At 74.3% G+C, this 12,247-nt stretch carries 10 protein-coding genes; all 10 read right to left on the bottom strand.

Annotation, left to right across the window (positions count from 1 at the left end):
• Positions 1–3: 3 nt before the first annotated feature.
• Genes ACH4C6_RS28740 through ACH4C6_RS28695 form a run of 10 tightly spaced genes read right to left on the bottom strand, consistent with a single transcriptional unit; the run spans position 4 to position 12,218 of the window.
• The gene (locus tag ACH4C6_RS28740) at positions 4–678 is read right to left on the bottom strand and encodes a 4'-phosphopantetheinyl transferase family protein (protein ID WP_398111527.1); all 675 of its coding nucleotides are present in this window, start codon (positions 676–678) and stop codon (positions 4–6) included.
• On the bottom strand, positions 675–1,781 hold the full coding sequence (locus ACH4C6_RS28735; protein ID WP_398111526.1) for an acyl-CoA dehydrogenase family protein: 1,107 nt from the start codon (positions 1,779–1,781) through the stop codon (positions 675–677). Before ACH4C6_RS28735 ends, ACH4C6_RS28740 begins: the two co-directional genes overlap by 4 nt.
• The gene (locus ACH4C6_RS28730; protein WP_398111525.1) at positions 1,774–2,946 is read right to left on the bottom strand and encodes an acyl-CoA dehydrogenase family protein; all 1,173 of its coding nucleotides are present in this window, start codon (positions 2,944–2,946) and stop codon (positions 1,774–1,776) included. Before ACH4C6_RS28730 ends, ACH4C6_RS28735 begins: the two co-directional genes overlap by 8 nt.
• Complete coding sequence (locus ACH4C6_RS28725; RefSeq protein WP_398111524.1) at positions 2,943–3,362, bottom strand: acyl carrier protein; 420 nt, start codon at positions 3,360–3,362, stop codon at positions 2,943–2,945. Before ACH4C6_RS28725 ends, ACH4C6_RS28730 begins: the two co-directional genes overlap by 4 nt.
• A complete protein-coding gene (locus tag ACH4C6_RS28720) occupies positions 3,352–4,512 on the bottom strand; it encodes an acyl carrier protein (RefSeq protein ID WP_398111523.1) in 1,161 nt (386 codons plus the stop codon). The genes ACH4C6_RS28725 and ACH4C6_RS28720 overlap by 11 nt, the downstream gene beginning before the upstream one ends.
• 59 nt (positions 4,513–4,571) lie before the next feature.
• Positions 4,572–5,285: a maleylpyruvate isomerase family mycothiol-dependent enzyme gene (locus tag ACH4C6_RS28715; protein WP_398111522.1), complete on the bottom strand. Its 714-nt coding sequence runs from the start codon at positions 5,283–5,285 to the stop codon at positions 4,572–4,574.
• Positions 5,282–6,646: a pyridoxal phosphate-dependent aminotransferase gene (locus ACH4C6_RS28710; RefSeq protein WP_398111521.1), complete on the bottom strand. Its 1,365-nt coding sequence runs from the start codon at positions 6,644–6,646 to the stop codon at positions 5,282–5,284. The genes ACH4C6_RS28715 and ACH4C6_RS28710 overlap by 4 nt, the downstream gene beginning before the upstream one ends.
• Complete coding sequence (locus ACH4C6_RS28705) at positions 6,643–8,076, bottom strand: KamA family radical SAM protein (protein WP_398111520.1); 1,434 nt, start codon at positions 8,074–8,076, stop codon at positions 6,643–6,645. The genes ACH4C6_RS28710 and ACH4C6_RS28705 overlap by 4 nt, the downstream gene beginning before the upstream one ends.
• The gene (locus tag ACH4C6_RS28700) at positions 8,076–9,737 is read right to left on the bottom strand and encodes a carbamoyltransferase C-terminal domain-containing protein (RefSeq protein WP_398111519.1); all 1,662 of its coding nucleotides are present in this window, start codon (positions 9,735–9,737) and stop codon (positions 8,076–8,078) included. The genes ACH4C6_RS28705 and ACH4C6_RS28700 overlap by 1 nt, the downstream gene beginning before the upstream one ends.
• A gap of 27 nt (positions 9,738–9,764) precedes the next feature.
• Positions 9,765–12,218, bottom strand: coding sequence for an ATP-grasp domain-containing protein (locus ACH4C6_RS28695; protein WP_398111518.1), 2,454 nt, complete (start codon positions 12,216–12,218; stop codon positions 9,765–9,767).
• Positions 12,219–12,247 lie beyond the last annotated feature (29 nt).

Raw genomic sequence — 12,247 nt, 5'->3', positions numbered from 1 at the left:
GGCTCACGTGTCGCTCATGCCTTTCGCGAAGGTGTGTGTGCGTGGTCCGTTGTCCACGGCGCCCGGCCGGGCCGGGCGCCGGGGAGGGCCGAAGGCACAGCTGAGGGGGGTGTCGGAGACATCGCGCAGGGAGATCCAGCGGTATGTGCCCCAGTGGCCGGTACGGTGGCCGGGTGGCACGTCGATCTCCCAGGGACGGCCCGCCAGCCCGGTGCCCGCCGCTTTCACGCACGCCTCCTGCGCGGTCCACACCCAGGCCACTTCCCGCGCCGCCTCCGCCGGCGGAAGGGCCAGGACCCTCGGCGCGTGGGAGCGCAGCAGCCGCCGGGCCAGGACACGGCCGGCCGATCCCGAGGGGCGCTGGAGGTCCACCCCGACGGGTCGGCCGGGAGCGAAAGCGCAGGCCGTGGCGCCGTCGCTGTGGGAGACGCTGATCCCGGCACGCGGGAAGCCGGCGAGCCGGGGCTGTCCGCGCCCGTCCGGCACGATGACGGCTTCGGCCATCGGCGGTGCGACGGTGTGCAGCAACCCGCGCAGCAGCCCCCGCCCGCGCAGGAAACGCTCGGTCCGCCACCCGGGCAGGGCGGCGGACCTGCGCCGGTCGTCGGGGTGGGCGCTGAGCGGCCCGGCGCCGGCCAGCACCCAGACGCCGTCGGCGACTTCGAGTGGCCCGATCACCAGGTCACACCCTTGCGGCCGAGGTCGTCCAAGACCCGTTCGGCACTGTCCGCGAGGGTTTCCAGAACCACTTCGGTCGCGCCGCCGCCGATGCCGAACAGCGCTGCCTGTGCCCTGGTCTGCTGGATGCCGCCGTCGACGAACCCGGCCGCTCCCCACAGCTGGGCGCACTCCCCGAGGACGTAGGGGACGGTGGTACCGGCGGCCGCCTTCAGCGTGGCCGCGGCCCGGGCGTCGTGACGCAGGGCCACCTCGGGAGCCCACCGGGCGGCCAGCGCCTGCAGCTCCTGCACCCGTACGAGGCAGGCGGCGAAACGCTGCCGCACATGGCCGAGACTCCACAACGCGCCTTGCCCGTGCGCCCGGTGCGTCAACCGGCCTCGCGTGTCGGCCAGCACCCGCCGGCACAGCGCGACGCCCCACAGCGCCCCGGCCAAGCGCTCCACGGCGATGTGCCGGGCGAACACCGGCAGCCCCAGGCCGACCCGCCCCACCACGTGGTCCCGGCCCAGGCGCACCCCGCCGAACGACACGTGCCCCACGCCCGAACCGGCGTACAGGCGGCTGGGTGCCGGCCGCACCGTCACCCCGGGCGCATCCGTCGGGACCAGCACCCAGGTGAAGTGGGTGACATGCCGGCCGGGCCGGTGCCGGGCGAGCACGAGAAAGGACTCGGCGGTGGTCGTGTTGGCGATCCACTGCTTCTCGCCGGTCACGGTGACGGCGTCCTCCTCGATCGTCACCTCGGTCCGCAGCGCCGTCAGGTCGGTGCCGGCCGTGGTGTCCGTCGCGGCCAGGGCCAGCGTGGCCCGGCCGTTCAGGACGCGGTGCAGGCAGCGCTCCACGGCCGCCCCCGTGCCGGTGGCCAGGACCGGCATGGCGGTGGCCAGTTGCACACTGGCCGACAGAGTGGCGGGGATGGACCAGCGCCCGTCGATCGCGGCCAGGAGGTCGGCGAGCCGGTCGGGATCGATACCGTCGCGGACGGTGCCGCCGCGGTAGACGCGCGCGAGGTGCCCGGCCGCGCCGAGCGCCGCCCACACCTCGGCGCCGGTGGCATCCGTAGGGAGTTCGGCCGGGCTGAAGGAGGGCAGGTCAGGCAAAGGTGACCCCCTGGTCGCGCAGGGTCAGCCGGCCGTCCGCCAGGTGGAGACGGTCGTTGTGGTAGTTGAGACCGGCCGAGCGCAGGTCCCGCAGGGCCAGTTCCAGCCGGGTCGGCGAGTCCTTGAGGTAACCGTGCCGCAGCCCGACCGCCTCGACGAGGTCGTCCACCGCGGCCGGGCACTGCTCCGACGCCGTGATCTTGAGGGAGTTGAGCAGGAGCTGCCGTGCCGGGCGGGACAGGTCCGCACCGGTCTCGACGGTCGCCAGCGCCTGCTGGAGCAGCGCGTGGACGGCGTCCAGACGCTGCCGGGACCGGGACAGACGGGTCAGCAGCAGTTCGGAGCCGACGTCGAACCGCTCCCGGCCGGCGGGGCTGCGCAGCATCCGCAGGACCCGTGAGAGCGCCCCGGCGGCGGTCCCGAGCCATGCGGCGGACCAGCCGAGATGCGCGAGCGGCCCGAAGACGTCCGCGGCGATCTCGTGGAACCGCCCCGGCGTGCCCACGATGTGGTGGGCCGGGACGCGGCCGGTCAGACGCAGGGGCACGCTGTGGCTCGCCCGCATGCCCATCGGCTGCCAGTCACCCGACGCCTCGACGCTCAGCTGGTCGCGGTCCGCGTAGACGAGGGACACCTCGTGCGCGGTGGCGTCCCCCGCGGCGCGCATCGTGACGAGGAAGCCGTCCGCGTGGGCGCCGCCGGTGACGACCGGCGCGAACCGGTCGATCTCCAGCAGCCCGCCGCTGTCGGTCAACCGGGCGTCGGCCGTGCCCAGATGACCGCCCTTGCCGGCCTCGGTGGTGACGGACGCGAGATACACCTCGCCTCCGGCGACGCGGGGCAGCAGGGAAGTGGCCAGGCGCGGATCGGCGTAGCGGACCAGGGCCGCGGCCTGCTGGCAGTGCATGGCGAAGACCATGGCCACGGACAGGTCCGCGCGTCCCAGCGTCGACGTCGCCGCGACCAGGTCGCGCGCGGTGCCGCCGAGACCTCCGTGCGTGGTGGGCACCAGCAGCCCCAGCAGTCCCGTGCGGCGCAGCGCGGCCAGCGCCTCCACGGGGAAGACGGCGTCCCGGTCGGTGCGCGCGAGATGGGCCTCGGTGACCGCGGTGACCTCCGCGAGCCGGGACTCCAGGTCCGGCAGGACGACGACGTCCGTGCTCACGCCGTCACCCGGCCGGCGTCGCCGTCGGGCAACTGCGCGGCGACGACCCGCCACAGGCTTCCGGCGGTGGCGAACGTGGCGTCGTTCATGTCCTCGTCGGGCAGCTCGATGCCGAAGGTGTCCTCCAGACGGAAGAGCAACTCGATCGCCTGCATGGAGTCGACGCCGAGCCGCCGCAGGTCGGTGTCGGCGTTGATGGCGACCTCTTCGGGACCGGCGTGTTTGAGGAAGGGCCGGAGCAGCTCGGTGAAACGGGCGTCCATGGGGGAGCGGTTCCTTTCGGTGCTGGGCTCGGTGCTGGACTCGTCGGAGACGAGGTCGTCGGTGCTGGGCTCGGTAAAGACGAGGTCGTCGGTGCCGGATTCACGGGAGACGGCCGATGCGGCCACGTCCGCGGTACCGGGCTCAACGGTCACGGGCGAGGCGGCAGAGGTCGTCGATCCGGCGCAGCCGCTCCGGGACCAGCTCGTCGGCGGCCAGTTCCCGGCCCAGCTCGCCCTCGACCCGTTCGACGATCTCCACCAGCCGGAAGGACGTGAAGGACGCGAACGAGTCCAGGGCGGCACCGGACGCGAGGTCCTGCGCCGTGATGCCCAGGACGTCGGCGACGATCCGGGTGATGCGGCGCCGCAGCTCCGGGTCGGCCGGGTGGTCCTCACCGGACTCCGGCAGCGGCGCCGGCTCCGGCTGCGGGGTGAAGACCTGCTGGTCGGCGGCGAGCAGTTCCCGCAGGCGGTCGACCGTGCCGGACGGTTCGGCCCGGCCGCGGGCGACCCGGCGGTGCGCGAGGTAGGTGTGCTCGACGAGCCGGTCCCACGCAGCCAGGTGAGCGCGTTCGGCGTCCGTCTCCATGCTTCGTCCGGCGCACTGCGCCCGGTACGCCGCGTGCAGCTTGCGGGCCCGGGCCAGCAGCCAGGTCTCGGCCGCGAGCTGTTCCAGCGCGCGAAGACGGTCCGGCCACTCGGCGTACGCGGTGAGGTAGGGCTCCGGGTCGCCGGCCGCCACCGTCGGCGGCGCCGGCACCGGGGCGGCCGCGACGAAGGTGACCAGCTCGGCCGATGCGAACCCGGACAACTCGTGTGCGCTCAGGACGTGTTCACCGGGCACGGCCGCGCCCCACCGGGTCTCGATGCGGTAGGCGTCGGTGACGTGCCATCCCGAGGGTCCCGCCGCCAGCAGGAAGCTGTGGTCCATGTGGGCCTTGCCGTGGTACGGCAGCCAGGGCAGGTGGAAGCTGTCGGCGACGACGTAGTGGACACCGGTGTGCCGGGCCGCCTCGGCGAGCAGGTCCGCCGGGGCCAGGCGGGCCCGGCGGACCGCTATGAGTCCGGCGAGGGGGGCGTCGTTCGCCAGCCGGGTCTCCAGCGCGGGGTCGGCCGTGGGCAGGCCGTCGGGCAGTGGGCGTACCGGCAGGTCCAGTCGTGAGCCCAGACGCAGATGGGTGCCGGGGCCGTGGAAGTGGTCCGCCAGCACGGCGAGGTTGGCCTGCACGCAGTCCAGCAGGCCGGTGCGGATGCCGTCCAGGCGGAATGCGGCGGGGGAGCCGGTGCGGGGGGTGGTGGGCATGTCGGTCGCTGATCCCTCGGTCGTTCGGCGGCAGGGCGGGTCGGACTGGTCGACGGCGGTCAGATCCATGGGGGCAGCACGGGAAGCCCGTGGGGTGCGTGCAGTGCGTCGCCGCTGCCGCGGCCGCTGAACCAGGCGAGCAGGTCCGCCGGTGTCCCGGACACCACCGAGGCGCCCCTGCCGAAACGGGCCAGTTCCGTGCCGTCCATGGTCCGGACCGTGAGAGACGGCATCCCGTCGGCCTGGGCGTAGTAGCCGATGACGTCCGCCAGGACGATGTCCCGCGCCGACGGCGGTGTGTCCGCGACCTCGTGACCGGTGTCCAGGTCGACCACATGCAGCGTCAGTTCGCGCAGCCGGATGACGAGGATGCGGCGCGGTGTGCACATCTCGCCGGTGAACGGGACGACGGTGGCGTCCCAGGCGGATGCCGGCAGGGTCTGCACGGCGTGCTGCCAGTGCGCCGCGCTGTCCCGCAGCCGGGCGAGCAGGTCGGCGGCGGGCAGCCGGGCCCCCTCTTCGATCTCGGCGTCCCGGGCCTCGCGGCTGGGGTACTGCGGTGTCCTGACACCGGTGCGCGCCCAGGTCAACAGCCGTTCCAGGGCGGGCGCCTGCGCGGTGAGGTGGCTGAGCACATGGGCGCGTGTCCAGCCGGGCAGCCGAGACGGCGCACGCAGGTCCGCCTCGCCGAGGCCGTCCACCGCGCGCAGCAGCCGGTCGGCGGCAGCGGCGAGTTCGTGAAAGGCCTCGGGGCCGGGGTCGATCTCCTTCATCGGGCGGTCTCCGGGACGTCGTGGGCGGGAGCCTGCCGGCCGGTGAGCCGGGCGAAGGCGGTGGCGATACGGGCGAGGCGTCCGGCGATGTGCGGCAGGCGCACCGGGTCCGCGGCGGCCAGGGCTTCCCGCTGTTCCTCGTCGTCCCCGTACAGCAGGCTGGTCGCGGCCTTGAAGCGCAGCGCCCGGGGGTCGTCACCGAGGAGGTGGCCGCCCAAGACCACGACGCCGGACTCCTCCAGGAGTCGCCGGGCCAGCGAGGCGGAGTCCGTGACGCCACGGTCCGCCAGCTCCCGGCGGAGCGGGCCGAAGTCCGGGTAGACGTAGAACGCGCCGGTGGGCGGCCGGCACAGGGCCCCGGAGCCAAGGGCGATCCGGTGCACGGCCCGCGCGACCGCGCCGTGCAGCCGGGTGGCGTCGCGCAGCCGCTCGACCACCTCCGGCGGTTCGGCGAACGCGTAGGCGGCGACGTCCTGCATGGGACCCGACAGTGCCGACCACAGCTCGCTCGCGACCGCCACCACGCCGTTGCGCATCCGCCGTCCGGACTCCCCTGGGGGGAAGCGGGCGGCGCCGATGCGCCAGCCGCCCAGGCCGAGGCTCTTGGACAGGCCCGTCGTGACCACCGTGCGGTCGGGTGCGACGTCCGCGGGGCTGAGGAACGGGATGGCCGCCGCATCGTGCACGACGTCCCGGTAGATCTCGTCGGAGACGATCACGAGGTCCTCGCTCCGGGCGATGTCGCACACGTCCCGCACCAGGTCCGGCGGCGCGAGCGTGCCGGTGGGGTTGTCGGGCAGCGTCAGCACCATCAGCCGTGGCCGCAGTCCGTCCGCCCGCGCCCGGCGCAGGGCGGTGCGCAGCGCGGCGGGGTCCGGCACTCCGCCGCAGGACGCCGGCACCGGTACGCCGACGGCCCGCTTGCCCGCGAGGGCGGCCTGGGGGGCGTAGGTGTTCCAGGCGGGCGCGGGCAGCACGACATCACCGGGGAGGGTGAGCTGAAGGGCCATCAGCAGGGGTTTGCTGCCGGGGGCCAGCACGATCCGGTCGGCGTCGGTGGGCAGACCGCGGCGTGCGAAGTACCCGGCGACCGCCTCGCGGGCGTGTTCCCGGCCCGCCACCGGACCGTAGTCGGTCCGCCGTGCCCCGGCCGCGAGGGCGTCGGCGACGCCGGGCAGCAACGGCAGCCGTGCCTCGCCGAACGCCAGGTGCACCAGCGACTCACCGGCGGCCCGCCGTTCCCGGACCAGCTGGTCGAGGGCCAGATTGGGCGAGGGCGCGAGCTCGGCCGGACCGGCCCCGTGCGCGTCCCGCTCGTACGGGGTGACGCGGGGCGTGGGGGAGAGGGGCGGGCTGGTCATGCGGCCGCCTCCCGCTCGGGCCCCTGGCCGCCGTCCGGTGTGGATGGCTCCGATGAGGTCGTGCCCGATACGGCCGTCTCGGGTGCGGTCGTCTCCGATGCGGCCCTTGCGGGTGTGGGTGGCGCACCGCGCAGGGCGGCGGCCAGGTCCGGCGGGGTGGCCGGGTCGATCTCGAGTTCGTCCAGCCAGGCGGCCTCCGTACTGAACGGCGCTCGGAAGGGACGGCCCACCAGGGCCGGATCGCGTGCCTGGAGCATCCGCAGCTGGAAGAAGGAGCCCTCGGGCGTGTGCTGCACCCCGTCCACGACCACCTTGCCCGGCGTCGCCGACATCACCGGCCCGCGCACGGTCCGGGCGAGACCGGGCAGCGTGCGGTAGGCCGCCTGGAAGATCTCCACCGCCCGGGCCAGCGGCACCTTGAAGTACTCGTGCGGGCCGGTGTCCCGCTCCACGAACAGGTAGTACGGGACCGCGCCCGCGGCCAGTTCGGCCCGCCACAGCGCACTCCAGGTCGCCGGGTCGTCGTTGACCCGGGCGATCAGAGGGGCCTGGCAGTACACGACCGCGCCGGCCGCGCGGATCCGTGCCAGCGCCCGCCGTGCGGGCTCGGTCTCCAGCTCGCGCGGATGACTGAAGTGGGCCATCACGGCGAGCTGTTTGCCGGCCGCCACCACTCGTTCGAAAAGGCGCAGTACGTCGTCGGCGTCCTGGTCGGTGGTGAAGCGCTGCGGCCAGTAGGCGACCGACTTGGTGCCGATGCGCACGGTGGAGACCGACGCGACTCCGAGCAGGGGCTCCACGTGGCGGCGCAGCCGCTCGGTGGTCATCACCATCGGGTCGCCCCCGGTGATCAGTACGTCGCTGACCTCCGGGTGCGCCGCCAGATAGGCCAGCAGTCCGGAGGGGTCCGGCGCGGCGAACCGCAGGTCTGCGTCGCCCACGAACTGGGCCCAGCGGAAGCAGTAGGTGCAGTACGCGTGGCAGGTCTGCCCCTGGCCCGGGAAGTACAGGACGGTCTCGTGGTACTTGTGCTGCAACCCCGGCAGGGCGGACCCCTCCAGGTGCGGCACGTTGTACTGCTGCTGACCGGACGGGTGGGGGTTCAGACGCGCCCGGACGTCGCCGACGAAGTCCCGCAGCAGCAGCCGGTCCCCAGGGTCCGCGGACAGCTTGCCGAGTTGCTCCTCGTCGGCCGCGTCGAGCATGCCGGCTTGCGGGAACGTCAGCTGGAACAGCGGGTCCTCCGGCACCCGGTCCCAGTCGACGAGATGAGTGAGGACGTACTCGTTGACCCGGAAGGGCAGCACCAGCGACAGGCGGCGCACGATCTCCCGGACGTCGTCGGGAAGACCGAAGCGGACGGCGATGTCGTCCAGCTGCCGCGGGCCGTAGGCACGGAACCGCTCCGCCGCGGGGAGCCCGGAGGCCATCAGCCCACACCTCCCGCCGTGTTCTTGCGGTACAGGGCGTCACCCAGCACGAGGAAGTCCAGGTCCATGCTGCGGAACGCGGCCAGCGCGTCGGCCGCCGAGTCGACGACCGGTTCGCCGCGGTCGTTGAAGGAGGTGTTCAGCAGCACCGACGGCGCGCCCTGGGCGTCGAGGGCGTCCAGGACCGCGCCCACGACCGGCGCCTCGTCGCCGCGCAGCACCTGCGGGCGGGTGGTGCCGTCGACGTGGACGACGCCCGGCGCCACCCGGCGGCCCAGCTCGGTGGCGCGCGCCGCGCCCAGCATGTACCGGCTCAGGTACTCCTGCTGCTCCCACAGCCGCATGCCGTAGGCGGGCCGGGTGACACCGGCGAACGGCCGCCACTGCTCGCGGCTCTTGACCCTGTTGACACGGGTGTTGACGTCCGGGGTGTCCGGAACGGCGATGATCGAGCGGCGGCACAGCGCCCGGGGGCCGATCTCGGCGCGGCCCTGCGCGACCGCGCCGATCCGCCCGTCCAGCAGCAGCGCGGTCAGCTCGTCGAGGTCCAGGGGCGTGCGCACCAGGCCATCGGTGTCCGCCGCACCGGTCGCGCTCGCCGCGATGTCGCTGCCGAGGTAGGGGCTGAGCGGGGAAGTGCGGGAGACCGGCGGACACACCGTCCAGGCGGCGCCGAGGGCCACGCCGGCGTCGTGCGGCACCGGCGGGATGTACAGCGGACCGGGCAGGGTGCCGTTGGTGGAGCAGTTCAGGGCGACGCCACCGCTCATGCACAACTCCTCGACTCCGGCAGCCTTGCGCGTCTGCGCGGCGAGATGGGTGACGGCCTCCTCGACGACGCGCTGCGCCGTGTAGGCCACCAGCACCGAGCGGGGGTCGTCGGCGAGCCGGTCCTCGGGCGCGTCGGGGCCGTCGGCCCCGGCGATGCGGCAGTACCGCTCGCGCCAGCGGTCGACCGTGAGTGCGTACTGCTCCTTGATGTCCGCGGCGGTGGCCCGTCCGGTGCTCTCCTGCAGCGGCTCGACGGCGAGCCGGAAGTCGTCACCGCGCGTCTCCACCAGGGGCTCCGTCGGCACGCCGGCGGCGCGGCCGTAGGCGGCGAGGCCCATCGTCTTGCCGGCGTTGAGGAAGGAGAAGCCGAGCCAGGTGGAGGCGGCGTCGTACGCGTAGCCCAGTGAGGCGGTGCGCCGCCAGGAGCGTTCGAGCCGGGGCGTGCGGCCCTCCTCGTAGGTCCAGATGCTCGACGACTCGTTCTCGCCGTGCCCGTCGACCACGAGCACACCCGCCTTGCGGAACGGGGAGGCGTAGAACGACGAGGCGGCGTGGGCGCGGTGATGCCCGACGCGGACCACCTCGGGCAGCCGGTCACCGAAGTCAAGGCCGACGGCGTAGGCGAGGAACTCGGCGTCACCCGTCCACCGGCCAGGATGGAGCTGGTGGTCGTCCCAGCCGACGGCCACCACGTCGATGTCGGCGGCGCTGATGCCGGCCCGCGCCAGGCACATGCGGGCCGCGCCCAGCGGCTTGCGGTACAGCGAGTGGCGCCGGCGGTTGAGGCGCTCCTCCTCCGAGAAGGCGACGATCCGTCCGTCGCCGTCGATCAGGCAGGCCGCGGTGTCGTGCCGGCCGGCCGGTGGCGCGTTGACGCCCAGGATCCACATGATCGGGCAGCTCCTTCAGGGTGGAGGTCAGGGGGACAGCGGCGTGAGCGTGTACCGCACGGCCTGCTCCGCGCGGTCCAGGGCCGTGGCGCACTGCGCGGGGGTGTCGCCCACGGCGACGAGGGCGGCGAGGCGGGGGACGATGCCGCGCGGCGGCAGCCGCAGTTCGGTGCCGGGCGGGGCGAGTTCGACGGTCTCCACGATGCCGGGGACGGCTGCGGCGGCCGTGACGTCCAGCTCGCGCACCACGGCGTCGTGGCCGGGGTAGAGGAAGCGGACCTCGGCGCACCGGTCGTGGTGCGGCACCAGCGCGGGCGTCCGGCCCAGGGCGAGGTCGGCGGCGGCCGCCACCTGGTCCACGCCGGTGGCGAGGGCGCCGAGAAGCGGGATGAAGTCACCGCCGAGCCGCCCGTTGACCTCGACCACGCGTGGTCCGGACGGGGTCAGGCGCACCTCGCTGTGGGTGATGCCGGTGCGCAGCCCGAGCGCGGCGTGTGCGGCCGCGACCACGAACTCCACGTCGTACGCCCAGCTCTCGTCCCGCCAGGGCGCTACGAGATGGCCCGTCTCCTCGAAGTGGGGCGCGAAGCCGAGCCGTTTGCGGGCCACGTTGACGACGTGCACCCGGCCGTGGTCCACGGCGCAGTCCACACTGATCTCGGGTCCGGTCAGGTACTCCTCGACGATGGCGCCGTCGAGCCGCCGGATGCCCGGGAACGAGGAGGTTGTCGCCCGCTCGAAGGCACCGGTCACCTCGTCCGGCCGGGTGGCGAGGGTGACGCCGATGGAGCCGGCCAGGCCGCGGGGCTTGACGACGACGGGCAGACCCAGTTGCTCGGCGGCCGCGAGGGCCTCGTCGTGGTCGTGGACGTGGCGGAAGCCCGCGGAGGGTACGCCGGCCGCGGCCAGCGCCCGGCGGGTGGCGAGCTTGTCGCGGCAGTGGCGCACCGCCTGCGGGCTCAGGTGCGGCAGCCGAAGGCGCCGGGCGACCTCGGCGGTGGTCTCCAGGAGCGTCTCGTCCCAGGTCAGCACCGCAACCGGGCCCGCTGCGGGCGCGAGCAGGTCGGCGACTGCGGCGGTGACGGCGTCGGCGTCGGAGGTGTCGGCGGACCGGAAGCGGTCACCGATGTACGGGCGTTGCCACTGCGGCGCCGCGGGCTGCACGAGCGCGGTCTCCACCCGCTGCGCCAGCGCGGCGAGCGCGTACCTGCGGTAGGGCGGGTTCCCGCAGCCCACCACGGCGAGCCGGGCGGGCGCGCCGGCGTCGACCGGCGCACTCAGCACGGACGTGTCGCGGGCGGTCCGCAGTACGTCCGCCTCTACCTCTGCGGTACTCGCGCCGGAGAAGCGGAACCGTGCGCCGGTGTGCTCGTAACCGCCGCCCGTCAGCAACCGGCCCCGCGGCGGGATCTTCCGGGCGTACGCCAACCCCTCGTCCGGCAGGCGGACGGACCGCACCCGGCAGGGCGTCGGCGCCGAGGGCGGCACCAGCAGCCAGCCCCCGATCCGGCCCGTGTGCGGCAGTGCGGCCGGTGTCGGGTCGGGCGTGCCGGTCTGGTGGGCCAAGGCGGCGGCCATCAGGTCGACGCCGTGCACCTCCCGCCACACGAACGGCACTTCGGCCCCGCCGGGCCGGGCCCCGAGCTCCAGGACGGTCAACGCCCCCGACTCGCTTGCGAACAACTCGAGATGGAAGACGGAGGGGCGGGCCAGCAGTGCTCGCGTGGCCGAGGAAACCAGCTCGGCGAGCCCGGCCGGCAGGGAGTGCTCGTCGATCTCCACCGAGCCGAGCGCCTCGCCCTCCGTGAACTCCAGGCACGTGCTCAGGTAACGCGAAGCCCGCCAAGGCCCCGGCTCGCGCCCGGTGAACACGCCGTCGACATGCAGAACCCGGTCCGCCACCCACGGCTGGACGATCAGTTCGACGCCGTCCGGGAAGGCGAACTCGGCCAAGGCCAAGGGGGAGTCGAGGCGGGTGACACCCGCGCTGGCCGTGCCGCGCCGCGGTTTGACGAGCACTGGCCAGCCATGTGCGGCGGCGAACCGGGCGACGGCGGCGGGATCCGGGGCCGCGGCGGTCGGCGGGACCGGAACCCCGGCGGCCTCCAGCCGCTGCGCCATCAGCAACTTGTCCCGCACGGGCCGCAGTTCCTCTGCCCCAGGCCCCGGCAGGGCGAACTCGTCCCGCAGGAGGGCCGCCACGTCCAGGTCGGTCTCCTGCAGCGCGACGATCCGCGTCGGCGGCCCCGACCGCTCGATCAGCCGGTCCACCGCCTCGCGCACCGCCTTGACGTCCTCGGTGCTGTCCACCAGCTCCACTCCGGCCGCTCGGGCCACGGGCAGGTGGCGCAGTGCCTGCTCGGTGGTGACGTAACTGACGCGGTGGACGGTGTGGTCGAGGTAGCGGCCGTAGTCGGCGTAGCGATCGGTCCAGCGGTGCAGGACGACGACATGGCCGCCTTCGCGGGGAGAGCCGGGCACAGAACCTCCTGGGAGCACGGGCAAGGACG

The sequence above is a fragment of the Streptomyces sp. NPDC017943 genome, assembly GCF_044328425.1.
Lineage (GTDB): Bacteria > Actinomycetota > Actinomycetes > Streptomycetales > Streptomycetaceae > Streptomyces > Streptomyces djakartensis_A.
This window is presented reverse-complemented; position numbering and strand designations above follow the sequence as displayed.

What these genes read in the sequence shown, in the direction of transcription:
- ACH4C6_RS28705 (WP_398111520.1), bottom strand. Translation starts at nt 8,076, where the DNA reads ATGGCCTCCGGGCTCCCCGCGGCGGAGCGGTTCCGTGCCTACGGCCCG.
- ACH4C6_RS28715 (WP_398111522.1), bottom strand. Translation starts at nt 5,285, where the DNA reads ATGAAGGAGATCGACCCCGGCCCCGAGGCCTTTCACGAACTCGCCGCT.
- ACH4C6_RS28710 (WP_398111521.1), bottom strand. Translation starts at nt 6,646, where the DNA reads ATGACCAGCCCGCCCCTCTCCCCCACGCCCCGCGTCACCCCGTACGAG.
- ACH4C6_RS28720 (WP_398111523.1), bottom strand. Translation starts at nt 4,512, where the DNA reads ATGCCCACCACCCCCCGCACCGGCTCCCCCGCCGCATTCCGCCTGGAC.
- ACH4C6_RS28700 (WP_398111519.1), bottom strand. Translation starts at nt 9,737, where the DNA reads ATGTGGATCCTGGGCGTCAACGCGCCACCGGCCGGCCGGCACGACACC.